This window comes from Altererythrobacter sp. CAU 1778 (genome assembly GCF_054482795.1).
In genome coordinates, this window is record NZ_JBTLRP010000001.1 from 666,347 (window position 1) to 691,493 (window position 25,147).

Genomic DNA, 25,147 nt, shown 5'->3' on the forward strand with positions numbered 1-25,147 from the left:
GTTTCGACATTAAGACCGACAGATGAGCGTGCTTCGCTTTGGGATTGTCCGGCACCTGCGAAGGTGGCCATCACAATCGCATTCACATGACGACGGCGTAATTTTTCTCCAAAGTCTGCTTGGCTGCCTGTATTGCCAACACCTGCCAGTCCGCTAACGGCCCAAAAGTTGCGACCTCTTGTGCGTTTCTCTCACGGCCAATGAAGGCCGAGGAGAAATGCAATGGGACACTCACGCTATGATGGAGTTACGCGGCACCGTCCGGCTTGGAATGCCGGCAAGAATGTTGGAACGAAGCGTCCGCTAACGCAGAAGCAAATTTGGGCGATCCGCTTTCACCTCGATCGTGAAGGACGATTGAGGGATAAAACCCTTTTCGATCTTGCCATAGATAGCAAGCTGCGCGGATGCGATCTGGTGAAGATCAAGATCGGTGATGTGGTTGCGGGCACCGAGATTCGCAATCGCGCGACCGTCATCCAGCAGAAGACTAGTCGGCCTGTGCAATTCGAGATCACGGCCGATGTGCGAGCGACATTGCTAGCGTGGTTGGAGCGCCGGGGCGGCTCTACGAGCGACTATCTGTTCCCCAGCCGCGTTGACCACGCCGGCCACATGAGCACGCGACAGTATGCGCGTCTGGTCGATGAATGGGTAACGGCGATCGGACTGCGCAAAGCAGAATACGGGACGCACTCGCTTCGACGGACGAAAGCGGCCATGATCTACCGCGCAACCGGCAACATCCGAGCTATCCAAATACTGCTCGGCCACACGAAAATCGAAAACACTGTGCGCTACTTGGGCGTCGACGTTGAAGACGCCTTGCTCCTAGCGGAGCGAACTGAAATCTAGCCAAAGAAGCGGTCGCTCGGCAGCTCTGATCGATCACTTCCAAATTGCCGCGAAGGTGCGCTGATCGGCCGAAATAGGGTGGGAAGCGGACTATTGCTCTGGGAGGTTGTTCAGCCAATGTCTGCGAACCTGTCGGCTGTGCAGCGGTTCCGGTTTTTGGAAAGCAGATACCCATGATGCGCATTGACCAAGTCTCACCGGACAATCCTGAAGCTGTGAGGTTGCTGAAGCAACTTTCCGATGCTCTCGCCTCGATCACAGGTGATAGCGGAACCTCGTCTTTCGATCCTGCAGATATGGGACGCTCCGGTACGTGCTTCGTTATCGCATATGATGTTCAGGGCCAGGCAGCTGGGTGCGGGGCCTATCGACCGCTTTCAAAAGGCACGGCAGAATTGAAACGGATGTACGCGGTGCCGGGGAGTAGAGGGGTTGGCGTGACCATCCTGAACTATCTCGAAGCGAAAGCCATTTCCGATGGTTACCGCGAGATATGGCTGGAAACGAGACTAGTGAACCGGAGGGCAGTGTCCTTTTACCAGAAGACTGGCTATCGGCGGATAGCCAATTTCGGCAAATATGTCGGACGTCCCGAGGCGGCGTGTTTCGCCAAAAGGCTTTAAGTTTTTCCCTCCCGCAGTTGGTTTGGCAGGCTTTCCGCCCTTGCCAAAGGGTCGTTCCAGATGTCCGCAATGGGGTCGTCACCCGACGGACGGCTCTCTGGTCAGCATGACGGCAACCGGCCTGTCAGCTCACGCCGACCGCTCAACGACCGGTGAAAGTCTGAAGTGGGGTGGCAATCGGACCTCAATTCAAAGCAGTGCCAAGTTCTACAAACGTATTATGATGCCACGTCGATGCAGGAGCCAAACCGCGAGGAAAATCGACGCCAGCACAGTGAATGCGCAGAGCAGAGAAGCAAGGTATGGGTCAGGGATGAGGCCTTGCGCCGCCCTCATTCCCAGCTGCTGGGCCGTGAGCGGATCACCACCGAGGTCCAACGGGATAGATGCCGCGACTGACACCACGATGGACAGAACGAATGCGATGATCGCGTTCTGCCCAAGGATGATCAGCGGACGGGCGAGGTGCTTTGCAGGTCCGGAGCGCAGCCACGCGGTGGCCGCCAGCAGTGCCAGAAAGGAAGTGCCGCTGGTTACCAGTGCGAACGTGCTGGTCCAGATCTTCTTGTTTATGGGAAATACGGGATCGAGCAGATGTCCGGCAAGAAGAAGGCCCGCGCCAATGCCCAGCAGCACCTCGAATCTGCAAGGTTTTCTGCCATTCCAGATGCGGACGGCAACCACGCCGAACAGGACATTGGCTAACGCTGGCAACGTCGACAAGAGACCTTCTGGATCATAGACCACAGGACCTGCCCATTCGACCGAGCCGACACCCCACATGTGCTTCGGGGTGAACACGGCCCGATCGATCCACGCGGCAAGATTGCCTTCCTGATCGAGTTGGCCAGCCCCGAAGCCCGGCACCGGGACAAATGTCATCAACGCCCAGTATGCGAGCAAAATGCTGCCGGTCACCGTTAGAAGCGGTGCGACGCGGGGACGACCACGCAGTCCATGTAGGATAAGAACGGCAGCAAGATAACAGATGGCGATACGCTGGAGAACGCCGGGAATACGCAGGCCGTCGTCCGGCCTTATCGGCGGTTTTCCGAGATAGGTTGCGAGGACATATAGGCAGTTGAGAAACAGCCCGAGCGCAATCAGCAGGGCCACCCGTCTCGTTACCTTTCGCCAGTCGAGCCGTCCCCCGCCGTCCGACTCTTGCGCTCGATCGAATGTCAGTCCCAGCGCCATGCCGACACCGAATAGGAAATCAGGAAAGACGAAATCCGCGAGATGCCATCCATGCCAATCGGCGTGCTGCATTTGAATATATGTGTATTCCCAAGCTCCCGGGCTGACGACAAGGATCATGACCGCTACAGCGAACCCGCGTAGCAAGTCGAGCTCGAGCATTCGCCCAGATTCTACGAGACGTTCGGCATCACGAAGGGGATATTGCACAGCACCGACGTCCTGCACGAGCGATCGCAAAACCAAGCCTCCCACCGATGAGCCCGACGCCGGACATTGACTTCAACAATTAGCGAACAATCGAATGTCGGCAATGGGGTCGCTAGCTGACGGGCCGGTTTCCACTCCAACCGTGGCAAAGCTGCCAGTCCGCTTCCGGACGTGTCGCCAAAGGCACCAATTGTCTGTTTATAGGGTGGAAAGCCGACATTTTATGAAGCACAGCAGGGTTCAGTCAGCGCGTGTGGCGATCCAGTTGAAGAGGAAAGAGCGATGCTCAGCCCACGTCTGTCCTTCGACCGTGGTTCCACGCAGACAGCCGCTTGTATGATAGGGCCCAACGCCATCAGTAGTTCTGAAACTTACGCAGGTCCGGCCACGGTCCAACTTCCAGCGGCCTGCTTGAATTTCGCTGTCGTAGAAGTTGCCTGTTACGGTTCCATCGGCCTCTAAGTACAATTCCATTGTTTTCGTATATGGCTCATCAGGATTGACCGACAGATCCACAATCCAGCGGCCCTCAAGGGGATTGGGAGTTTGTGCATAAGCGGGTGATGCAACGAACAAGGCTGTGACGACGAGTTGGAGCGCTTTCATTTGTATCTCCTGAAGCATGTACTTCGCTTTGGTCAGTCTGTTGGTTCGACTAGAATTAGCTAGCTGCCGCAAAGCGCTGCATAGCTGCCATCAGTCGAATGTCTGCAGCGCGGTAGCTAGCTCCTGACGATAAAGTTCGAGGATTGGGGTGGAAAGCGCGCGAGCTACTTACGCATAGCAGCCGCAACCAAAGACTGCCTTGCCATCCTCATTGAAGAGCAGCGTCTCCACGACATCGCGGCTTAATTCATCTCCATAGTGGATCGAGATGGTGCGGTATCCAAAAAACACTTTCTTCAAATGAAAATTAAGAGCCGGGCGCTTTTCCAAAGCCGGCCCCCAATAGGCTCGGAGAGCATCATGTCCTTTGACGATGCCGCTGCCCAGCCTGTCCGCTGCCATGGGTGATCGAAATTCGGCATCTTTAGCATAATGACCGATCACGCGCTCAATGTCGTGGCTATTCCAGTCATCAACCCATCGGGTAGCGAAATGCTCCAAATCCATCGATATCGTCCTCACATGCAAAAGCGGGGGCTTGCGTATTTCTCTTAGAAGTCGTCCACCACTGGGTGGAAAGCGGAACCCTACTCGGCTGGTCTGCAGCCGTCGCGTCAACAAGATCGCAGCGACCAAGATTTCTAGTTTCTGCTCACAGGCTCCGGCTTCTTCATAGCTGCAATCGCATAAATGTAGGTCAACGCAGCCGCTGCGGCGATTACGGCGGGACCGTAAGGTTGAGGCGCAAGAAAGTAGGCGGCGTAACACAGCGCGGCGCGAACAACGAAGTGAATCAACCCCGCCGGATCATCCGCACCCCAGCCATGGGGCACCCAAATCATTCCTGCCAGCAAAGCCAATCCCAGTACCAACAGGCTCATCTGCAACGCTGCAAGAGAGCCAATCACTACAAACGGTATGAAAAGAGCGATCACAAAAATAAATCGCATGAAAAGCTGCGTTATCGGGTTGCGACGGCTTTCGATCGATAGACCCTTAGCACGGCGCACTTTATCGATCAGAAGTGCAAGCGGGAAGGGTGCGGCCGCGGCAAGAAAGACCATCCAGGGCTGTAATGTGTCACGCAGCACGAATGCCAATGCTGCCAAAGCGCCCCAACAAATGAGGCCGGCCAGCGGCATCGCCGCCGTACTCGAATTGAGATATGCGCGGCGTGCCTCCGCTAACGTCAATTCATTGTAGTTAATCACTATCTTTGCCCCCGACGGTCCGCACTTAACAATACAAGTATACGGCGAACAAAAAAGAGATTTCAAATCATATCAGACATTAATCGACGAGGTCGGAGTGCGAACTGTGATGTCCGCTTGGGGGTCGCAATCCGACGGTCCGCTTTAGAGGTAGTGGGTCCCACAAGCGGTCAGTCCGCAATCGGCCCATTTTCTGTCAAATGCCACTCAACAAACTGACCGCTTTCGCAATGATCAGGGTCTACTTGTGTTGACCGAGATTGGGGTGGGAAAGCGGTTAGGCGGATTTTCTTCGTAGGATTGGAGCAGGCGGACCTTTCGCGACAGGAGCAGGATGAATAAAGGCCCCTAAAAGTGTGCAACTTCGCTAGCGAATGAAAAATTTTGTTCCCGCCTATCTGCTTTCACGCTCACTCCGCAGGAGGCAACGGGCGAGTTGAACTCCGTAGATTGGGGATAGAGAGGTAAGGCCAGATGGGGGTTCTATGAGAGTTTTTGTTAGTGGGGGCACCGGCTTCATAGCTGGCGAATTGATAGAACAATTGCTCAAGCGCGGGCACCACGTTGCGACGACTGTTCGAAGCTTGGCTAAAGGCGAAGCTCTTCTGATGGAACGGTTTGCCGATTTACACCAAGGCTTGTCTTTGCACGAAGCTGATTTGAACCAAGCAAAAGGTTGGACAGAAGCCATGGACGGCTGCGATGCTATTGCTCACGTAGCATCGCCATTTCCGCTGCTTGCTCCGAAGGATCGTGACCAGGTCGTCCGCCCTGCGGTAGAAGGCACTTTGCGAATACTTCGCATAGCAAAGGACAAGGGCATCGAACGGGTCATCCAGACAAGTTCAGTCGCGGCAATCGCCTACGGGCAGCCCGGCAAGGAAAAGTATGATCATACGGATTGGACCGATCCAAATGCAGATATTTCGGCCTATTACGAGTCAAAGACTCGTGCAGAAATGGCAGCGCGCGAATGGGCGCGCGCCAATGCGCCGGAAATGACCTACTGCTCAATCAATCCTTTTGCTGTCTTGGGGCCCGTAGGTAACGGATCGACGTCAACGAGCATCGAAATTATCAAAAGGATGATTGACGGTTCGGTGCCCTTGATTCCTCGTATGGGTTTGGGAATTGCCGACGTGCGCGATGTTGCGCGCGCTCATGTATTAGCGCTGGAAGCTCCGTCAGAGCTAATACGAGACGAGCGGTTTCCTGTCTCCAGTCGTTTCATGTGGTTCGAGGAAATGGCGCAAGTTATCCGGTCCAGCGTTCCTGAGCATGCAAAGAAAGTTCCACGCTTGACGATGCCCGATTGGTTGGTTCGTATTTCCGCATTGTTTATGCCTGAAATGAAGCAGGTCCGCGATGAGTTGAATCAGCGTCGAGACGTTTCGGGTCGCCACACGCAAAACGTACTGTCTTTTCAATTCAGAGATCCTGAGGAGACGATCGCGGATACCGTTCGCAGTCTGGTGGAAAAAGCGCGTTTCAATAAAGAATGATCGCGTCCGAGACGCGAGATCTGGAAATTTTGGGCTTGAAGCTCGCTCCGGAGTTCTACCCACAAAGTCAAACCGTTCAGCACCGAACGGCAGCTAAGGGATCGCAATCCGACGGTCCGCTTTAGAGGTAGTGGGTCCCACAAGCGGTCAGTCCGCAATCGGCCCAGCTTCTGTCCAAGAACTCTGGCGCGCCAAAAGGCAAATCGGCCGAGCTACCGTGTCGCTTGGATAGTCCGTAATCTTCGGCAATCATCGCATTTGCAGTTGCCCCAATTCGAAGCTGTGTTAGCCCATCGGCAGTTCGAATTCAGGGGGTCGCAATTTACAGGCATCGCATCTGCGCAAGTAGGGCTGTGGCGTTTTCGCTTTGCCTTTCTTGCGCGCTCACTGCTTGCGCCACGCCCAACAACTCGGTCCCGGCCCCGGACGTCGCTGTGCCCTCCAACTGGATCGAAGTCGAAGCCGGGCAAGGATCGAGCGAAGTCGACCTGGCACAATCCTGGAGCCTATTGGGCGACCCCTTGTTAACCGAGCTGGTCGAACAGGCCATCGTCGAAAACCGTGACATCGCCATCGGCATCGCGCGGGTCGAACAGGCCAGAGCCGGATTGCGGCTCGCCCGCGCAGGCTACTTCCCGGATATTTCCGGCCGCGCCGGTGCGAGCCGCGATTTCGGCGATTTCGCCAGTGACGACTTTCGACTCACGCTTGGCGCCGATGCGGCGTGGGAAGTCGACCTGTTTGGGCGCATTTCGAGCAATGCCGCAGCCAGTCGCGCCGATCTTGCGGCAGCGGGCTACTCGCTGGCCGACCTGCAACGCCTGATCGTCGGGCAGGTCGCGGCGCAGGTCATCACTGCCCGCGCGCTTGCCGAACAGCTGGCGATTGCGCGTTCGACGCTCGCCTATCAGAACGACAATTTGCAGATTGCGCGGTGGCGCAACCAGGCGGGGCTGGTTTCCAGCCTCGATGTCGAGCAGGCGCGCACCCAGCGCGCGCAGACCGCGGCAACGATCCCGCTGCTCGAAAGCAATCTCGCGGCCACCGCCAATGCCCTTTCGACGCTGGTCGGAGAACCGCCGGGCCGCGTGCTCGCGGCTCTCAGGGCCGGGGATCCCGCCCTCGTTCCTGCGCCGCCGATGCTCACCCGGTTCGCGGCTCCGGCGCAAGTGCTGGAGCGTCGCCCCGACGTTCGCGTGGCCGAGGCCGGTCTCCTCGCCAGCTCGGCGCGGGTCGGCGTCGCGCGCGCCGATCTGCTCCCGGCGCTGCGCCTGACCGGCACCATCGGCGCGAGCGGCACCTCGATCGGAAATCTGTTCGATTTCGTGAGCGGGAGCCTCTTTGCCGGGCTTACCCAGCTGATCTTCGATGGCGGCCGCAGCGCGGCGCGGGTCGACAGTGCCGAGGCCGATGTCCGCGCCTCGCTCGCATCCTATGAACAGGCGATCCTGCGCGCGCTGGAGGAGGTGGAAACCGCCGCGGTCGACCAGCGCACCGCGACCGAGCGCGTGGCGCTATCCGACGAAGCACTGGACGCTGCGCAGATTTCGGCGCTGCTTGCCCGCACCCAGTACCAGGCCGGGCTGATCGATTTCCAGAGGCTGCTGGTGGTCGAGAACCAGCTGCTCTCGGCGCGCAACCAGCTGGTGAGCGCGCAGGCCGACCGGGCGACCGCGTTCGTCCGCCTGACCCAGGCCCTGGGCGGTGGCTGGAACGCCGCCGACTACCAACCTACCACCAGCCGCGGCGATCCCGGGCTGGACGACAGGACAGCGGAATGAGCGACACAGGAACGGCAGACGAGCCGGATATCGGGAGCTACCTCGAGACCGGCAAACCGAAGAAATGGTACAAGCGCAAGCGCATCTGGGGCGGCGCGCTGCTCCTTTTGCTGCTGGTGTTCGTCATCGCGCGTTGCTCCGCCGACGCGCCCAAGCCGAACTATGTCACCGCCAAGGTCGAGAATCGGTCGCTCGATCTGGTAGTGACCGCGACCGGCAATCTGCGCCCGACCAACCAGGTCGAGGTCGGTTCGGAGATCTCTGGGCGGATCGACCGGGTGCTGGTCGACGTCAACGATCAGGTGGTGCGCGGCCAGGTGCTCGCGATCATCAACACCGACGTCATCGACGACCAGATCGTGCAGAGCCGTGCGAACCTCAATGCCGCCCGCGCGCAGGTGGCGCAGGCCCAGGCGACGCTCGATGCCGATGCCGCGCAGCTCGCGCGGCTGCGCGAGGTCGAGCGCCTGTCGGGCGGCCGTGTGCCGTCGGCTGCCGAAATGGAACAGGCGGTCGCCGCCGTCCGCCGCGGCCAGGCAAGCGTCGCCTCGGCCAAGGCCAATGTCGCCGCGGTGCAGGCCCAGCTCTCGACCGCCCAGACCCAGTCGGGCCGAGCGGTGATCCGCGCCCCGGTTTCCGGCGTGGTCCTTGCCCGGCAGGTCGAGCCCGGGCAGACGGTCGCGGCGAGCTTCAATACGCCGACGCTGTTCGTCCTCGCCGAAAATCTCGCCACGATGCAGCTGCGCGTCAATCTCGACGAGGCAGACGTCGGCCAGGTGGAAGCGGGGCAGAAAGCGCAGTTCACTGTCGATGCCTATCCCGGCCGCCGTTTTCCGGCGCGGGTCGAACGGGTCGACCTCGCGTCGAACAACATCGCGGTCTCGGCGCAGCAACAACAGGCGCAGCAGTCGCAGCAGGTGGTCAGCTACGAAGCGCGCCTGATCGTCGACAATCCGGAGGGGCTGCTGCGGCCGGGCATGACCGCAACCGCAAGCATTGCGACGCAGAGCACCGGCAAGAAGGTGCTGGTACCCAACGGCGCGCTGCGGTTCGATCCCGACGAGAAAGACGAGGCTGGCGGGATCTTCGGTGAACCGGACATCGGCCTCGAACAGAAGGAGGAAGCCTCGATCGGGATCGGCAGCCGGCAGACCGTCTACACCGTGGAGGCCAATGGCGACCTGCGCGCGATCGAGGTGGTGACCGGCCCCAGCGACGGGCGCTTCACCGTGGTCACGTCGAAGAAGATCCAGCCCGGCATGAAGATCGTGACGGGCATCGGCGCGGGCGACAAGTGAGGCGCGCGTGAGCGAGGCACCGCTGATCGAACTGGAAGGGATTACCAAGACCTTCGGGACCGGGCCGGCGGCGTTCCAGGCGCTGAAAGGCGTCGACCTGACGATCGAGCGCGGCAATTTCGTCGCCATCATGGGGCCGTCGGGGTCGGGCAAATCGACCACCATGAACATCCTCGGCTGCCTTGACGTGCCGACCAGCGGCATCTTCCGCTTCCGCGGGGTCGAGGTGCAGTCGCTCAGCCAGGATCAGCGCAGCCTGCTGCGGCGCCGCTATCTCGGCTTCGTGTTTCAGGGCTTCAACCTGCTCGCCCGCACCACCGCGCTCGAGAACGTCGAGCTGCCGCTGCTCTATCGCGGCGAGTCGAAGAAAGACCGGCGCGAGGCGGCGCAACGCTCGCTCGACAAGGTCGGCCTGCTGTCCTGGGCCACGCATACCCCGGCAGAGCTGTCCGGCGGCCAGCAACAGCGGGTCGCGATCGCCCGGGCGCTGGTGAGCGATCCCGACGTGCTGCTCGCCGACGAGCCGACCGGAAATCTTGACACCGAACGCTCACTCGAGATCATGGAACTCCTCAGCGACCTCAGCAACAGCGGCATCACCGTGCTGATGGTGACGCACGAGGAAGAGATGGCCGATTATGCGCGCACCATCGTACACTTCCGCGACGGTCTGGTGCAGCGGGTCGAGCAGGGTAAGCGAGCCGGGGCGGCGTCATGAAGCTGCGCATGCTCGGCGCGACCTTCCTCCTCGCCCTGCGCGAGATCCGGCGGCACCTGCTGCGCAGCTTCCTGACCACGCTCGGCATCATCATCGGCGTGGCGGCGGTGATCACCATGGTGACCCTCGGCCGCGGTCTCACCGCCAATGTGCAGGAAGACATCGCCGGTCTCGGCTCCAATGTCTTCATCGTCTTCCCCGAAAGCGTCGAAGGCCGGCAGCCCGCGCCGTTCGAGGATGCCGACGTCGTGGCGGTCGAACGACAGATACCCGGCGTGTCGAGCGCGGCCGGGTCCGCCCAGGCCAGTGCCACCGCCTTCCACAACGGCCAGGATTGGCTCACCACCGTGCAGGGCGGCGATCCGGCATTCTTCACCGCGCAGTCGATCGACATTGCCGAGGGGCGCGGGTTCTCAGCCGAAGAGAGCGCACGCGGGGAGGGCGTGTGCATCGTCGGTCCCAAGATCGTCGACGAAATCTTCGTCGAAGGCGAAGTGCTGGGCGAGGAAATGCGGGTCGGCAACGTCCCGTGCCAGGTGATCGGCATCATCGGTGAAAGGTCGAGCGCGGTTGGCGGCAGTCAGGATGCGGACAATGTCGTGTTCATGCCGCTCAAGACCGTGCAGCGCCGTTTCACCGGCGGCACCAACATCCAGTTCTTTGTGGTCAAATACGACGATTCCTACACCAGCGCCTCGATCCAGCAGCAGCTAATCGATCTCCTGCGCGAACGCCGCGTCATTCAGGAGGGTGAAGCGAACGATTTCAACATCATCGACACCGCCGACATCAACGATACGGTGAACACCGTCACCGGGACCATGACCGCGGTGGTGACCGTGATCGCCGGGATCAGCCTGCTGGTGGGCGGCATCGGGATCATGAACATCATGCTCGTCAGCGTGACCGAGCGGACCCGCGAGATCGGCATCCGCCTGGCCATCGGCGCGCTGGCCAGGGAAGTGCGCTTGCAGTTCCTCACCGAAGCGGTGGTGCTGTGCTGTTTCGGCGGGCTGATCGGCGTCGTGCTCGCCTTCGGGCTCTCGGTGGCGCTGGCCAGTGCGATCGACCTGCCGTTCATTTTCGACCCGATGGTGAACCTGATCAGTTTCGTCTTCAGCGCGGTGATGGGGATCATCTTCGGCTATTACCCGGCGCACCGGGCCAGCAAGCTCGATCCGATCGACGCCCTGCGCCATGAGTAGGCTGAACATTGGCAAACCGCGCGATCCACTCGCTTCTCGATTTGCCAAGTGTCCGCACTTGGCCGTGTTCATCGCCGAAGCTGACGGTCCGTGGCCAGCCCAGATGCGGTCAGGATCGATGGTTCAGAATGCTCGAACGCCGTCGGCTAGGATTGCCATACATTTTCCTACGCGCGCGGACGACTTCTCAGCGACTGGGACTGGCGAACTCCACTAACGCAGATCGGCGAATGCGGATGCAAAAAAGGGGGTGGGGCGACTCACCGCAACAAGCCACCCCAGTATCGTTTCAATCGCCACCAATCTCCCGATCGGCGAATGCGAGCTGCATCAGCCGCTCGCTCAACGCTCGGGCGCCTTGCCGGTAGGCAAGCTCTCCCCAGTCAGGCCAGCGGTCGATGCGCTCGTGGAGCCAGAACAGCATCCTGTCGCGTGCGTAACCGTCCGCGAACGTAACGGACCATAGAACGCGTGTGAGCGGGATGTTCGGCCCCAAGCCCACCCCGGCAAGCACGATGGCTGGCTGGCCTGCGATGGTCTTGCGCCCGAACCGGTATTGCAGGTGCAGGGTCGCACGCTCCTGCGCCGCGATCAGGCGATCGCGTTCGTCCTGATCGGGGGTGCCGGTAAGGCCGTGGAACGACTTTAGCGTGGGCAGACCGATCGCGAGCGGCGCCGCGTCCGGGCTCCGCGTGGAGGCCAGCATCACCAGGACCGCGCGTCCCTCGGGCGACAGGTCGGCGGCGGGATCGGCTTCCGGCTGCGGCATCAGCAGCTTGTGGCCAGCGAGCCAGCTCATGTAATGCCTGCTCCGGTCCCAACTGCCGAACAGGTCGACCGCGCGTTCCTCGGTGTAGATCACCCGGCGGTCGAGCGACACCAGCGTGGCTAGCATGAATTCAAGCTCCTCGTTGCGGGTATCGCTGCGCGGGATCGCGGCCATGCCCAACCGCTCCGCCCAGAAGTACTCGCGCACGCTGCGCCAGGTTTTGCCGGTATGGTCCGTCAGGGGCGGAAAGCCATCGAGCTCGCCTTGCGCCACGAGCCAGTAGCCCCACGGCAGATTCGGGTTGAACCGGTCGGTGTAGGGAATCTCGTCCCAGTCGCGCGCACTCACCGGCGGCGCTCCGGATCGAGACCGACCGGCGGCGGGGATGCCGGATCGAGCTGGGTGTCGCTATCGCTTGTTCCGTCGACAGCCGCCCTGAGCTGTCGAGCAAGCCTGCACGTCTGCGAATAAACATAGGCGATATCACGATAGACCCGGCCATTCTCTGCGCCGAGGTCGTTCGCACTTACCTGACGACCGGGGACCAGATCGTGGTTCCGATCGCACTGGAATCCAAACCACCACAGCGGTTCGTGGCTGCCGTGATTGTCATCACCATCCTTGTTCCGGCCCGGACGTTTCCGATTAGCCGTTTTCGGATGACAGATGGTGATCTCCGTGGGCCCATCCTCGCAGGGCGCCGCGTAGTCGAGGCCGCCGTGCGGACTTATACCGAGTGCGCCTGGCACCGCGTCGACCTCGAAGCCGAACAGGGCATGATTTTCGTCCACCCCAACATAGCCTCCCAGTACCCCGTCCTGTTCGCGCAGGATCGTACAGGGCAGACCGGTGGAAGGATCGACCCAGGCGAGCTTGTCCGGCTCGTGCTTCCAGGGTCCGTCACCCGACGGATGGCGTGCGGGAACGTGGAACACCTGCGTCGCCTCGATCTGCGTGTCCGCGATGGGGTAGGTTTTGGTACCTCCGACCGGCACAAGCGCCTGGCTGGCTGTGGTTTTCTTCTTGGGCATTTCGATAAATCCTTCTGATACGAAAAAAGCCGCTGTCCCATGTGGACAAGCGGCTGCTGGTCGCCCGCCGGATGGCGGGCGCGGATGGCACGGCAGATTGTGAACGACGGGCCGTGCCGGCTCCCGCCATCGTGCTGGATCAAGTCATCTTTTCCTCCCTCTTCCTTCCATCGTCATAGTCGTCATCACGACCGCCGGTCCGGTGGCGCTACGCCGTCGCGGCGAAGTGACCCTGTCCGGCTTTCAGGTCGCCTTGCGTGCCCGCTCGAGCACGCGCCACGCTTCCCATGCCGAGGCCAGCCAGTCGCGCTGCTTCGGCCGGCAGTGAGTCCACAGGAAGGTGAGCCACAATGCCTGCGCTTCGCATGCGGCTTTTGCTTCCGACGACGTCCACAGGGGACCGCTCTCGGCGACAATGTCGTAGGCGGCCGCAGCATCGGCGAGTTCGCGTCGTTCGCAGGCCAGGCAGATCGTTCTGAGATCGGGCCGGTAGCGTGTGATCAGTGCCGGGTGGCGAGGTGGCAGCGTTTGGCCCAGGATAAGGCTATGCCTTAACGCGTGATCCTGCATACGCGGCGTGCGCAACAGCACCGTCGCATCGCACGGGATACGCTCGGCGATAGAAGCGATGATAGTGCTTTGCGCCTCGGCGGATCCGAACGAACGCCGATCGAGTGCGAACCGCGCGCCGTGCAGTGCGACTGTACTCACCACGAGCAGCGCGGCGCCTGGCGTCTGGCCACAATCGATACAGACCGAGACCAGAACCCGCGGGTGCGACCTGCGGCGGCCCGCGATCATGCCGCCTGCTCCATCCGATAGACATTTCCCCGTAAGGCCGCTGAACGCAGCCGGTCTCGTGCCCATGGCTTGAAGTCACGGATGACGAACGCGCTGTTCGGACAGGCCGCCAGCGCTGCGTCGGCAACGGCCATCGCGCTGTGCTCACGGTCGTAGACGATCTCGCCCATGGCGGCGAGCCAGCGGAAGGCGACGATCGTGGTGGTCAGTACGTCGGCGAGGACGTGGTCGTGCACCGCATCCCACTCGCCAGCCTCGGCCAGCTTTCCGATGGCCTCGGGCGGTGAGGGTTTGGCGGGGATGCCGCACCCCGCGGCGTATTCGTCCAGATGCACCGGATCGGCCTGCACAGTCGTCGAACGGCACAAATCGATCCGCTCGCGCGCGTGGGGCGAGGTATCGTGCAGGTGGACCGGGAGGTCCAGGCCATGGCGGCAGGCTTGGTAGCGCAGCACGGCGAGGTCGCGTGTTTCGCCACCCCAGGTCGCCATCCGCGCACCGCGACCGATCGCATCAAGCGCGTCGAACAGCCCGCGCAGGATGTCGACTTCGGCGTAATCGGCGAGCGTCATGACGACCGGTTCGGTAATCTTGGGAACGTCACTCTGGCTGTCGAACCGCACCACCATCCAGGCGGCCGCGGCGATGGTCTGGAACGGCCAGCGGATTTTCTCTTCCTTACGACGGCCGCGCTGGTCGAACTTCGGTTCGCGGCCGTAGGCCCAGGCCCCATGCGCCTCGCGCCGGAACTTGAACTCGAAATCGCAGACGAGGAAGACGCGCGGACAGCTCGTCTCTTCCCGCGCTCGCACGGCGAGCCAGGCGTTTGCCTGCCGCTCAAGCGTGCGCTCCCACGCGGCAAGATCGGTGGCGATGGTGTGGATGTTGTCGGTCATGTGTTTTCTTCCGGTGCAGACGCACGAAGGCCCGCCGGGTCGGGCGGGCCTTCGTGAGGGTCGTGAAAGGTTGGATGATGAGCTGCGGTCACCGATGCCGTTCGTGTGCAGTCATGGGGCTGAGCGTCGGCTCCGGAAGGCCGCTGCGATAGAACCAGGCCCGCTCGTGATCGACGAGCTCAGGCTCGATCTCCTTCTCCCAGACGCTTGCGCCCGCGTTCCAGCGATATTGCCGCGCTTTCAGCAGATCCTTCTTCCCGATCGGCGAGCCGGTCGCGCGCACAAGCGTGGTGTTCCTATCGGTGCCTTCCAGCAGGCGTTTGAAGTGGGTGCGCTCGGGATCGGCACCCCAACCGCTGCGACGCTGCTGGAGAAGCCAGAAGAGGCTCCAGACATCGTCGCCCGCGCGGTGGGCAGTGCTATGCCAGCCTTCCTGTGCCAGCAGCCATTGCTGCGCGCGTCCGTCCATCCCCGCGCGTAGCCAGTCGATGTCCTTCATCGAACATCCCCAAGCAGCACCGGCGAGCTGCGGATAGCGTCGTTCCAGCCAGGCGATCTCGAACGACGCATTGTGCGCCACCAGCAGGTCAGCGCGGTCCAGCATGGCGACGACCGTTTCGTCGGGGATCGACTTGCCGATCAGGTGATGGTTCGCAAGGCCCGTCAGCCAGGTGATGCGCGTATCAATCATCACGCCCGGATCTTCTTGCCAGATGCGCGGCGCCGCGTGGTTCAGGACCTCTCCATTCTCGTCCACCCAGACGAGCATTATCGCGAGTTCCATGATGCGATCGCTGGCGGGATCGAGACCTGTGGTTTCCAAGTCGATGAGTGCGATGCAGCGAGCATCGGGCGGCGCGCCTTTTGGCGCATCGAAATAGGGGCGCGGGACCGAGCGCAGGACGCGGTAATCGCCATCGGTCGCAAGGCGATGCGCGATCGCTTCGCTGCCAGGATTCAGATGTTCGGTGTTCATGTAAATTTGCCTTTCGGTTCGTTGCCGAACCGGCGAGGCGAGAGCCGAGCGTTCACGCTCTTTTCCTTTCACCTTGCCGGTTCACCCGGCAGGTCTCCACTCCAGTCTTTTCAAGGTTCGCATGACGCCGTGCAGGCGGTCATGTTTTCCTGTTGCGGAAATAAAAAAGGGCGGCCTCTCGGCCGCCCCGCTCTCGGTCTATCGCGAGGATGCGTTACTCCTCGTAATCGTACCGCGACATGTCGATGGGGTATCCTTCGTCTTCCTCCTTGGTTTCCAATGTCTCCTGCACACGCTCGCCACGAGCGGGCGCAACATTCAACCGGTCGAGGAGGGTCTCGTGCTGGCTACGGACTTCGTCTAACCTAGCTTCGGCTAGGTCTGCGCGAGCCTTTTCGGTTGCCGCTTCCCTCATGAGTGCGGACAGCTGCTGCGACATTGTCTCGACCTTTCCCTCCGTGAGCGCACGGGCTTCCTGTTCGTCGACGAGCTCGTTTTCGAGGAGAGCGATTTCTTTGCGCAGCAGGGACTCGGTCTGGTCGCTACGCTGACGCTCCTCGTCGATGGTCTTCCCCGTGAGCCCCAGCGCGACATGCACCATGTCTTCGACACCCGCTCGAAGCCGCCTTTCGAGTTCCTCTCGCAGGCCGTCGGGGGCCTGCCGAACATGTCGTATGCCCTGTGCCTCCATGCGTTTCTTCCAGTCCTCTACCTTGTCGTAGATCGACTGGTTGCCTTTCGGCATGCCAAGCGCGGTAGCAACGGCGTTCCCATACACCTGGTCGAGATCGCCGCCGGCCTCTTGCAATAATTGAGTGGCAATCGCATCGACGTCGTTCTGCGTCTTGTAATCCGTCTTTCTCATGATTTCGTTTCTTTCCTGTCCGCTCCAGCGACAGCAGCGAATGGCGCTGGGTTCGCTGGATGATATCGACGGTCAGCCGCGCACTTGTCGCGGCAGGCGTTTATCGGGAAAGATCGGCGGGTTTCTCGTCCGCTTGAGCGCTTGCTCCACAGCGAAAGCAGCGAATTGGCCGTCGTCGATCGTGCGTTGACGCAACGACGGGCGCGAGCCGACGACGAAAGGAAGCGAAGCGGACACGCATGATAATCGCGCGATTGCGATCATCGCATTCTAGGGCAAGCCGTATCCCGAGGATGAGGAGGATGATCGCGGTCAACGTTCGAGATCTTCCACACTGGGAGGGCCAGGATGTCGCGGCTCTTTCGGGAGTCGCCGATCTTTCCCTTCGGTCGGAGGGGGGATCGAAATTGCAGGGCGACAGGACGCCTCCGATGCCAGCTCGTGAACGGCGCTGTTCGGCGGCGTTGCCGCGGAAACCATGGGCGATCGATTTCCCACGGCGGTTGCAGTATGGGTCCGCTCATAGACGAGCATTTGGCGTGCAATGGCCTCGGCAAGCAAAAGGTCGTCGTTCGCCAGCGCCTGGTTGTGGCTTAACTGTCCAGGCCGCATGTTCTCGTCAAACACGAACCTGTCGGGCCTCGCCCGTGCTACGGCGATCAGTCGCTGCAATGTCGGATCGGACCGCTGAGCTTTCCAGAAGGATGCTGCCCAGGGTGCATTGTCTTTGACAACTGTAAGTTCGCCGTCCTCGATCGAAGCGGCTCCGGCCACGACTGCCGCAGCGATCCATCGCCGGCGCTCGATCTGAATCGCTTCTATCGCAGCAAGATCCCGCTGGACAGCAGGATGGAGAAGCCGGTGGGGTTTGTCTTCGAAGGCTTCGACCAAAACGGGATCGTCGAGGAAGCGCCAGTGAAATCCCTCGTGGGAATTTTGGTAACGCGACGGCGCCAACCAGAGCTTGTCGTGGTCGAGCTCATCCGCGATTGTCCGCTGTGTTTCGAGCGCGGGGTCGGCGGCATTCGGGTGCAGACCGGAGTCTTGCACCTCTAGAACGTAATTCGTGACAAGCTTGCCGGCGTGCAACGGATGATCGGGTGCGGCGAAGGTGTGAATGCGCTCGCCGCGCCAGCGGCGTTCGTCATGATCCCTCCACCGCTTCTCTTCTCGATCGCCCCACGTATCGTGATAGGCGCGACTTGCTGCGACCATGCTGCGGATCGAACCTGCGCGGACCGACACAACGTGCGTAACGGCGAGGTTTCTGAGAGGTCCTTTCTCGAGCGCAACACCAAGTTCGGCCGCGATCCTGGCCAGTCTCTTTCGGATCTTCTGCGCCGAGGCGATCCGCAGGCGCCTGAAGCGATACCGCGCGAGCTTGAGCGCGTCGATCCGTGCCCTGCGCTTTTGCGACACGATCTCGATCGTCCGCAGACGCTCGACAAAGGCGAGGCTTTCACCATACCAGAACTTGCGGGCATCCTCGGTCTTTTCGATCCGGTAGCGATCTTCAAGTTCGCGCCGTTCCTCGGCTTCGCGATGTGCCTTCTCCGGCGATGATCTACCTGCAGGCGGTCCCCAGACAATCGCCAGAGTATCTCCCGCTTCCTCTGGGAAGACGCGCGCATCCCTGAACGGCTTCGATAAGGACTTCTCCAGCTTTTTGACCCGCGCCTCTTCCTGTTCGTGAGACCGGCGGCGCTGAGCCCTCTGCTCGTTAACGTCCTTGCCCTTCTCCACGTCACGCATCCTGCGGTAGAATTGCGAGTTGTGTTGTTTGAGATGGTCGGCGAGTTCCTTGCACTCCTCGATCTCTGCCCGTCGGTCGGCGAAGCGATCACGTTCCTCATCGGTCAGCTTCTCGAACCGAGGCATTACGAACTTGCGAACCACGAGACCGGGATGGGCGGCTTGGTATCCGTCCGTCAGGCGGTCGCCCAATTTTTTCAGTGCCGCATTACGGTAGGCCTTGCTGGCTGCGATGGACTGCCCTTGCGCGTGCTGCCCAGCTTCAGGAAGATAGTCGTTGGCAACGATCCGCGCGCCGCTCTGTCCAGCGATGTATTTCAGCCCGACCCGCGCAAGGCTCTCATGCACCTGTGCCGCAGTATCCGCCTCCATGATACGAGATTTGGCCAGGACCTGGACCGCCCGTTCCATGTCCCACTCCTCGCCGGACTGCGCGATATTCGCGGCGTAATTGCCCTGCTTCCAAACCTTGTGAGCTTTCTGTGCTGCGACGATCTCGGAACGACCGAGGATCTTGCCGTTCTCGTCCGCAACCTTGATGTCCGACCAGGTGTGGTAGACGCCTGTCCGGTCTGCAACGAACCGGCGATTGGGTTCGGGCTCGAGACCTAGATCGCGCTCGATGATTGCCATGGCGATCTGACCAGCTTCTTTCCACCAGTCCTGACCGAACGTGACCGGCCGGTCTTCTGCGGGCAGGAAGCTGACCACCAATCCGTGCATGTGATCGTTGTCGGTGTCGCGATGGTCTGCCCAGATCGAGGGGCAATCTGCTACGCCCAAGACCCGGCAAACGACTGAACGGACGTGTTCGAGTTGCTCTGGTGTCAGATGCTCACCCTCGCGGCTACTGACCGCGATATGCCAGAAGCGCTTCAGGCCGGCGCGCGCGCAGTAGATTGCGATCTCCTGCGATTGGCCTTCGGGATCATCCGAGAGAAGATTGTAGGCGTGCCGTCCTTCTATCCGGTGCCCCTCGGCGCTGTCTGTGTTCACATAATCGCCGACCGGTTTGACCTGCTCCATCACCGCAATGTCTTCGGCGCTTAACTGGATATCGAAGATGTATCGCGCCCGCGAGAGCGACGTGGAAAAAGCGAGTTCCTGCTTCAGCTTCGGGCTTGCAACGCCGTTGCGCCCGCAATCGTATCTCCAGATATTGATGACCATCAGCGGCTCTCTCGCTTGTCGATCGTGGGAACAGCGCGGGACTGTTCCTGCCGGTGCGCGATCAGGCGGCACAGCTCGCGCGCCTCGTCCAGCAAGGCACTTTCATTCGGTCTGGCGTCCTCGATCAGCGCAACCAGTTCCTCATGCCGCTGCTTTGCGAGCAGGCCTAGAAATGCGTGCTCCGGGTCATCATTGGGAATGTCTCGCGCACGCGCTAGGTCATCGTCCAGTCGCGTTTTAAGCGCGGCAAGCGCGTCGCCGATGCGCTTCTGCCGAGCCGCCATTGCCAGAAGTCTGGCTCCAACATCGACCGCCGTGTCGCGCAAGCCCGAGGGGTTGAAAATCCGATCCCTGCAGTATTGCGCGACCTCCTTGTCGGGCACCTGCCGCTGGATCTGCGCTTTCTGTTCGGCAGTAACATAGACCTTGATATACGGGCGCTTCGCGCGCTTCTTCGGCGTGGCCGATCCCTTCCTATCAGCCATGACAAAGCCCTTGTTCGCCTGCCGTGCGGGCGGCACTAGAAACGCCGTCACGGAGCTTTAGCGACACGATGGCGAAACGTGTGGGGCACCCACACCCATCCTGTAGGAAAAACTGGCCCCGTTTCATGAGTTCGCCTCCGGCAACGGGAGCCCGACCTGGTCGAAGATGAATTCGATGCAGCGCGCGACATCGTCGCTGCGCGCCATGGCTATGCGCGTTGCATCGGCATCATGCGAAAGCTTCGTAGCTTTGGCGATAAGCTCAGCGTCGGTCGCATCCCTCAGCGCTCCAAAGAAGTTGTTCGCGAGCATTTCGCCTCTTTGAAACGCGCCGTAGGGCAATGCAGGGCGGCGAAGAGCGTCCGTAGGTTCGGTCTTCGCCGCTCTCGGCTTGGACGAGGGTTCGTCGTGAGAGGTCCGCCGCTTCAGCTCTGTGGCAGGATCCACAGAGCGCGGAAGCTTCTGAGGTGCTCCAAGCCGTTGAGCGTCTGATCGCATCGAGCCGGTCGCGGGATCGGGAGGCGAGGGCGCAGCCGCAGTATCGGCCTTGAGTTCTTTGCCCGCAGTACCGCCCTTAGCCGCGAGACGTCGTTCGTATTCGTCATTGACCCGCGCGCTCCAGGCACCGTCAGCATCGCCCGGCCAGCTGGAAGTCATCGCCGGCTTACTCAGGAGCCATTGGAGAACCGGCGACTGATAGCCATCACGCGTGACATATCGACGATCATTGAGCCATCGCAGCCAGCGATGGAGTTCTTCTTTCTGTTCGTCAGTTAGGAGACAGGCCGTTGCGACCCGTTTGACCACCGCTTTCGGGTTGAACCGTTTGTTCGGCCTGGCATGGATTTGCTGGGCATCTTTGAACGCGTAGGCAATAGCGCGGTAAGGAAATCCCGGCGAAAGGACTGGCTCGTCGGGGTCAATCGCGCTGCCTCCGAATTCTTCGCGCAGGGCTTTGAGCCTGATCGCCTCCTTTTCGCCTTCCGTTCGCTTGCGACGCTGCGGCCGTTTCCGTTTACTATCGTTGTTTAATCCGGACATTCGTCTTCTCCCTAAGGTCGATGATACCTTTTAGGATGATTTGCCGGAGATGAGTAACGCGGGTGCATCGATCGCGCGGACACGGTAAATGCTCTTCGATCCGCCGGGCTATCCGGCTTCAAGTTTTCTCGCATCAATCCCCGCGCGCGGGGAAAAGAAACAGTCCCCTAAATGGAGCCGCACCAGCGGCGCGTTCTTGTGGGACCTCTTCGCATTCGCGAACCCGGCCCGGTGAAGGCCCCGCCGACGGGCGGCCCTTCGGCGCGCGACCCCGCCGGGGCGCGCTGTGCCGGCGCAATAGCGACCGGTTCTAGATCTTTTTCGGGACGACGATTTTGGAAATCGTCGGTGAAAGGAAAAAGTTTTCAGACGCCTGCCGGCGCAAAAAGGAGATGTGAAATGAAGATCGAACAGCAGGATAGACTCCGCAATCCGTTGATCGAAATGAAATCTGAAGAGGAGAGAGGAAAAACCCGACGACGAACCTGTCGGGGGCATCCGCCGTAGCGGATGCCAAGGGCGCCTTCAGGCGCCCGGGGGCGCGATGAGTTTTCGTCGCGTCCCCTTGAGGCCGGCCAAGTCAGCCGGAAATTCGCTCCGGATTTCCTGGCCGGTCTCAACCATTTCTTAACTTCTAGCCGATTATGGCGAAGCCACGGGGCCGGGCTCGGCTCCCGCTTTTCCTCTCTCCCCCTTCATTCAATCTACCTGCTGCAAGTCGGGATCGCGCGCAGGCGCGCGTGACGGGCGGCATGGAAGCCGCCCGCCAGTCATTCATTCTGCTCTGGTTAGTCGGGCAAAGGTCGGGACGTCGCAGGCGATGGGCGTGCTGCCCATGGTGAATAGCACTTTGCCCGAAGGCGCGAGTTTGTCGATCCGCCTCCGAATGCTTTTTTCTGCAAGAGCGATGTCGTCGTCGTAGGATCGGACCGAGCCTTCGCGAAGGCATGTGCTGCCGTTCTTTTGGATCAAGGCTTCCAGAGGAAAGCCGACGTCGAAGATCAGCTTCGCACGCGCATCTCGAGGACGTTTCCATACTGCGCCGTCCAAGATTGCCTTTGCTTCAGTCTCTCCGTTGGTGATGAAGTAGGTTAGATCGAGCGCCTGGGCGTCGAAGGTCACGCAGGGGCGCGCAGGATCCATTCCGACGTGTAGCAGCTCCCAGTTCTTCGTCATGGCGAAACGGAGGATTTGCTGCATGTCTGGCCCGCTGAGCTTCGTGCCGCCGATGACGAGGAAGTCGAGCGGCCGCACCGTGCGGGCTTCGAGTTCGGCATGGAGACCTCGCAGGATTTTGTTCATCGCCGTGTTGTAAACACTGGGGTGATACGAAGAGTTCATATTGGTATTTCCTTCCGCAGGTTGCGTGTGATCGGTCGCGAAGCAGAAGTTTTTCCTTCCTACTTACGATCCGCTCTTCCTGCTCTTTGGAAAGGTCATGCGATTCCGGTTGGATGCCGGAAGGCCTATATCGCGATGTCACTCGTCGCTTGATTTATTGACGGCGGGGCGCGGCGTTCAGCATACTGGCGCGGCCGCGTTTCCGAATTTATGGCAGGGACTATGTCGGTTACTGGGCCGGTAGCCGACTGACCGCATTCAGCGGAAGAGGTTCGAGAAGCAGACGCTCGACAAGCGACTTGGTTTCGATCGAACACAGAGTGTCGCCTTCGGTGACGGTGCAGGATACCGACATCGCGGCGGCGAGAAATGTCAGACTAATGCTTATGTTCGCAATCATCCGCCATATCGATCAGTTCGACTTTGGCATATTTGTCTTCATCCGAATTGAAGGGGCGGACTGTAAGATGAAGTGATGAGAAATAGGTTGCACGGTCCCTTTCGAGAATGGGGACCGGCAGGCTCAGCTTGGCGAACCGAGAAGCTGATCGGCAATCAATGACGATAGGTCATTGGCTGCTTGCAGGACCGGCTGGTTCGCGAGGTGCGCGTTGCGAGCAACAGGACTAACTTCGCGCAAGTAACAAATGGCGCAAACGCCCGTTCGTGCATTTGCTTGATTATAGGTAAAGCCAGCTGTGGAGCGCCAAGAAATCCGGGACCCCAAATTTAATCTGGGGCGTGGCACACTCCCATCATCGTAACTTCCTTGGATCCGGGGGCTCTATTTCCATCCCGATATTCTGCTTTTGACGTTCCATGGCTGCCCTCACCGAATTAACGTCTTCCGTTATCCAGTCAGGCGGGTAAATCTGGCGTTCGAGAAACTTCAAAGCGTCCAGAACGCGCGGGAAAAGTGACGGGCCGACATGATCCGCACCGTGCACTAAGCGGTATTCGTGAGCGAGCCGGGCATCGAAAAGGATCCGATGCAAGAATTCGGCGCCATCATAAAGATGGAGAAGGTCCTGATCGCCCACCTCCAAGTATATGGCCAACTGCTCCAACCGCGCAGGATCGCGGCTGGCAATGTTGGCCGGGTTGTTGTCCTGCCAGAACAACTCGTCGATTGGGTCTCCGAATATTGGTTTTAGTACACTTTCCGGCCGCCAGAAGTGCACTCGCTTACCAACATTGGCCCATGCAAGTGCGGGTTCGATTGCAGGTTCCAACGCCGCGACGGCAGCAAACAGATGCGGGTGCTTGAACGCGATCCGTAGAGCTCCGAGACCACCCATCGATATACCCGTTATGCAAGTCGTCGAAGCTTCGGGACTGACATTGAGTGTCTCCCTCAGGTGGGGGAGTAGATCATCGACGATCATCTTCTCCCATCGCTGTGAACCGTCACGAAAGTCCATGTAGAGCGAGCGCCGTGCCGATGGCATTGCAATAACCATCGGAGCGAGCCTGCCGCTGGCCATTTCACGTCCAATCATGTCCGTAAAGCGCAATAGGTCCTGACTGCTTCCGTTGCCTCCGTGAAGCATGAGGATCAACGGGACTGGCTTCTCGTCCCTCAAGTAACCAGGTGGCGTATAGAAATGCACCTCCACGTTACCGGGCACATGTCTTGTCGAAAAAAGAAAAGAGCTCGTCTTGTCGAGGTCCATTTCCGAACGGTCGTGCGCCAGCCCCGGAAGGGGTGCCACAGATGCCAGAGTGCCAACAGACATGGCGAGACCAAAATTGCGGCGGTCAAGCATCAATGGAGTTTCCTCTCTCGTTCGTCGCATGAGCCATATCCGCTCTTGCTTCATTCGCGCGCAAATCACCGACAGTCTGACCGGTCCAGCGTTTGAGCGCTCTGCGCAAATTCGCACTTTCGCTGAAGCCGACTTTCCATGCTACATCGTCGACGCTCATCCGGGTCGTCTGCAGATACTCAAGTGTCAGCTTGCGTCGGACATCGTCGACAATGTTGCCATAGCTCGTGTCTTCTGCCGTCAGCCGCCGGCGCAGCGTTCGTTCCTGCATCCCCATCTGTTCCGCTACCGCCTGCATGGAAGGGAAGCGGTTGGGCGCCAGCAAGAGCAGCTGGTACACCTCGCCGGCCAGACCGGAATTCAACTGCGCTTGCCCGACGAGGCGATCACAGGTCTCCTCCAGCATGGCGCGCGTCAGTCGGTTGCCGAGTTCCGGCGTGCGGTCGAGAATACCGACCGGATAATGCAATTCGTGGGCGTCCTGATCGTAACGGCACTCACAGTGCAATTCGCGCTCGTCCTGGTCGGCAAAACTGTCCTCTGACAAGGCGAAGGACGCGCATACGGGCAGGTTATCGGTCCCCACCGTGTCGCGAATATGGGTGAAGGTCATCTTCATCTGTTGCCGGACCAGGAAGGTGCGGAGTTCGTCGCTCATCACCTCGCGATAGATCTCACGAAATTCCCAGATCGCGCGGTCGCCTTCGACGCGCCAGCCGAGGCGAAGGGCAGGTGTGGCTAGAGGCTGGTACCGGACGGCGAAATCGAAAAATTCCCGCATGGTTGGCGAACACATCAGCGCGTAGCCGTACATTCCGTACGCTGACAGGTGCAGGCGGGAGCCGATGGTGAAGGCATCGTCGATCTCTGCCCCTGCCGCGACGATGTTCTCGCAGGCGGTAAGATACTGTCCGATAGATGTGAGCGTGTGCGGATCGCGCACTTCGGCTGCCGTCAGCCCTGTACGATCCAGCACGGTGTCGACCGTGATGCCCCGCGCGGCCACCGCGTCGATCACTGTGGCGATCTTGTATGGGGCAAAGGATCG

General features: G+C 60.4%; 24 protein-coding genes. 7 read left to right on the forward strand and 17 right to left on the reverse strand.

What is annotated here, in order from left to right; genetic code table 11:
• Nucleotides 1-222 precede the first annotated feature (222 nt).
• Nucleotides 223-855: a tyrosine-type recombinase/integrase gene (locus ACXYN8_RS02900; protein WP_458887802.1), complete on the forward strand. Its 633-nt coding sequence runs from the start codon at nucleotides 223-225 to the stop codon at nucleotides 853-855.
• 173 nt (nucleotides 856-1,028) lie between these two features.
• Nucleotides 1,029-1,478 carry a GNAT family N-acetyltransferase gene (locus tag ACXYN8_RS02905; protein ID WP_458887803.1) on the forward strand — a complete coding sequence of 150 codons (450 nt, stop codon included), beginning with the start codon at nucleotides 1,029-1,031 and terminating at the stop codon, nucleotides 1,476-1,478.
• Between the two features lie 207 nt (nucleotides 1,479-1,685).
• Here the strand turns inward: ACXYN8_RS02905 and ACXYN8_RS02910 are convergent, their stop codons facing one another.
• From ACXYN8_RS02910 to ACXYN8_RS02925, 4 genes are all read right to left on the reverse strand, one after another.
• Nucleotides 1,686-2,837, reverse strand: a complete 1,152-nt coding sequence (locus ACXYN8_RS02910; protein WP_458887804.1) for an acyltransferase family protein — start codon at nucleotides 2,835-2,837, stop codon at nucleotides 1,686-1,688.
• 288 nt (nucleotides 2,838-3,125) lie between these two features.
• Nucleotides 3,126-3,491, reverse strand: coding sequence for a hypothetical protein (locus tag ACXYN8_RS02915; RefSeq protein ID WP_458887805.1), 366 nt, complete (start codon nucleotides 3,489-3,491; stop codon nucleotides 3,126-3,128).
• Between the two features lie 168 nt (nucleotides 3,492-3,659).
• Nucleotides 3,660-3,998 carry a YybH family protein gene (locus ACXYN8_RS02920; RefSeq protein ID WP_458887806.1) on the reverse strand — a complete coding sequence of 113 codons (339 nt, stop codon included), beginning with the start codon at nucleotides 3,996-3,998 and terminating at the stop codon, nucleotides 3,660-3,662.
• Nucleotides 3,999-4,132: 134 nt separating this feature from the next.
• Nucleotides 4,133-4,702 (reverse strand): DUF7010 family protein, encoded by a 570-nt coding sequence (locus ACXYN8_RS02925; protein WP_458887807.1) that lies wholly within the window; start codon nucleotides 4,700-4,702, stop codon nucleotides 4,133-4,135.
• Nucleotides 4,703-5,187: 485 nt separating this feature from the next.
• On the opposite strand from ACXYN8_RS02925, the gene ACXYN8_RS02930 reads away from it, so the two are divergent.
• The 5 genes from ACXYN8_RS02930 to ACXYN8_RS02950 all read left to right on the forward strand — a co-directional run bounded on the left by ACXYN8_RS02930 (nucleotide 5,188) and on the right by ACXYN8_RS02950 (nucleotide 11,206).
• The gene (locus ACXYN8_RS02930) at nucleotides 5,188-6,204 is read left to right on the forward strand and encodes an NAD-dependent epimerase/dehydratase family protein (protein ID WP_458887808.1); all 1,017 of its coding nucleotides are present in this window, start codon (nucleotides 5,188-5,190) and stop codon (nucleotides 6,202-6,204) included.
• A 353-nt stretch (nucleotides 6,205-6,557) separates the two neighbouring features.
• Complete coding sequence (locus ACXYN8_RS02935) at nucleotides 6,558-7,985, forward strand: efflux transporter outer membrane subunit (protein ID WP_458887809.1); 1,428 nt, start codon at nucleotides 6,558-6,560, stop codon at nucleotides 7,983-7,985.
• The gene (locus ACXYN8_RS02940) at nucleotides 7,982-9,283 is read left to right on the forward strand and encodes an efflux RND transporter periplasmic adaptor subunit (RefSeq protein ID WP_458887810.1); all 1,302 of its coding nucleotides are present in this window, start codon (nucleotides 7,982-7,984) and stop codon (nucleotides 9,281-9,283) included. Before ACXYN8_RS02935 ends, ACXYN8_RS02940 begins: the two co-directional genes overlap by 4 nt.
• Nucleotides 9,284-9,290: 7 nt before the next feature.
• Complete coding sequence (locus ACXYN8_RS02945; protein WP_458887811.1) at nucleotides 9,291-10,001, forward strand: ABC transporter ATP-binding protein; 711 nt, start codon at nucleotides 9,291-9,293, stop codon at nucleotides 9,999-10,001.
• An 8-nt stretch (nucleotides 10,002-10,009) separates the two neighbouring features.
• Nucleotides 10,010-11,206: an ABC transporter permease gene (locus tag ACXYN8_RS02950; protein ID WP_458888894.1), complete on the forward strand. Its 1,197-nt coding sequence runs from the start codon at nucleotides 10,010-10,012 to the stop codon at nucleotides 11,204-11,206.
• A 289-nt stretch (nucleotides 11,207-11,495) separates the two neighbouring features.
• Here the strand turns inward: ACXYN8_RS02950 and ACXYN8_RS02955 are convergent, their stop codons facing one another.
• The 13 genes from ACXYN8_RS02955 to ACXYN8_RS03015 all read right to left on the reverse strand — a co-directional run bounded on the left by ACXYN8_RS02955 (nucleotide 11,496) and on the right by ACXYN8_RS03015 (nucleotide 25,117).
• Nucleotides 11,496-12,323 carry a hypothetical protein gene (locus ACXYN8_RS02955; protein WP_458887812.1) on the reverse strand — a complete coding sequence of 276 codons (828 nt, stop codon included), beginning with the start codon at nucleotides 12,321-12,323 and terminating at the stop codon, nucleotides 11,496-11,498.
• A complete protein-coding gene (locus ACXYN8_RS02960; RefSeq protein ID WP_458887813.1) occupies nucleotides 12,320-13,006 on the reverse strand; it encodes a hypothetical protein in 687 nt (228 codons plus the stop codon). Before ACXYN8_RS02960 ends, ACXYN8_RS02955 begins: the two co-directional genes overlap by 4 nt.
• Nucleotides 13,007-13,249: 243 nt before the next feature.
• Nucleotides 13,250-13,807 carry a hypothetical protein gene (locus tag ACXYN8_RS02965; RefSeq protein ID WP_458887814.1) on the reverse strand — a complete coding sequence of 186 codons (558 nt, stop codon included), beginning with the start codon at nucleotides 13,805-13,807 and terminating at the stop codon, nucleotides 13,250-13,252.
• Nucleotides 13,804-14,703: a hypothetical protein gene (locus ACXYN8_RS02970; protein WP_458887815.1), complete on the reverse strand. Its 900-nt coding sequence runs from the start codon at nucleotides 14,701-14,703 to the stop codon at nucleotides 13,804-13,806. The genes ACXYN8_RS02965 and ACXYN8_RS02970 overlap by 4 nt, the downstream gene beginning before the upstream one ends.
• Nucleotides 14,704-14,791: 88 nt before the next feature.
• Nucleotides 14,792-15,679 carry an exonuclease domain-containing protein gene (locus ACXYN8_RS02975; RefSeq protein WP_458887816.1) on the reverse strand — a complete coding sequence of 296 codons (888 nt, stop codon included), beginning with the start codon at nucleotides 15,677-15,679 and terminating at the stop codon, nucleotides 14,792-14,794.
• Nucleotides 15,680-15,893: 214 nt separating this feature from the next.
• Nucleotides 15,894-16,544: a hypothetical protein gene (locus ACXYN8_RS02980; RefSeq protein WP_458887817.1), complete on the reverse strand. Its 651-nt coding sequence runs from the start codon at nucleotides 16,542-16,544 to the stop codon at nucleotides 15,894-15,896.
• Nucleotides 16,545-16,616: 72 nt separating this feature from the next.
• Entirely contained in the window at nucleotides 16,617-16,808 is a 192-nt protein-coding gene (locus tag ACXYN8_RS02985; RefSeq protein ID WP_458887818.1) for a hypothetical protein, read from the reverse strand.
• A gap of 48 nt (nucleotides 16,809-16,856) precedes the next feature.
• Entirely contained in the window at nucleotides 16,857-19,466 is a 2,610-nt protein-coding gene (locus ACXYN8_RS02990; protein WP_458887819.1) for a relaxase/mobilization nuclease domain-containing protein, read from the reverse strand.
• The gene (locus tag ACXYN8_RS02995) at nucleotides 19,466-19,951 is read right to left on the reverse strand and encodes a hypothetical protein (RefSeq protein ID WP_458887820.1); all 486 of its coding nucleotides are present in this window, start codon (nucleotides 19,949-19,951) and stop codon (nucleotides 19,466-19,468) included. The genes ACXYN8_RS02990 and ACXYN8_RS02995 overlap by 1 nt, the downstream gene beginning before the upstream one ends.
• Nucleotides 19,952-20,074: 123 nt before the next feature.
• Nucleotides 20,075-20,992: a hypothetical protein gene (locus ACXYN8_RS03000; protein ID WP_458887821.1), complete on the reverse strand. Its 918-nt coding sequence runs from the start codon at nucleotides 20,990-20,992 to the stop codon at nucleotides 20,075-20,077.
• Between the two features lie 774 nt (nucleotides 20,993-21,766).
• Nucleotides 21,767-22,333 carry a hypothetical protein gene (locus ACXYN8_RS03005; protein ID WP_458887822.1) on the reverse strand — a complete coding sequence of 189 codons (567 nt, stop codon included), beginning with the start codon at nucleotides 22,331-22,333 and terminating at the stop codon, nucleotides 21,767-21,769.
• A 755-nt stretch (nucleotides 22,334-23,088) separates the two neighbouring features.
• A complete protein-coding gene (locus tag ACXYN8_RS03010) occupies nucleotides 23,089-24,099 on the reverse strand; it encodes an alpha/beta hydrolase (RefSeq protein ID WP_458887823.1) in 1,011 nt (336 codons plus the stop codon).
• The gene (locus ACXYN8_RS03015) at nucleotides 24,092-25,117 is read right to left on the reverse strand and encodes an AraC family transcriptional regulator (protein WP_458887824.1); all 1,026 of its coding nucleotides are present in this window, start codon (nucleotides 25,115-25,117) and stop codon (nucleotides 24,092-24,094) included. The genes ACXYN8_RS03010 and ACXYN8_RS03015 overlap by 8 nt, the downstream gene beginning before the upstream one ends.
• Nucleotides 25,118-25,147 lie beyond the last annotated feature (30 nt).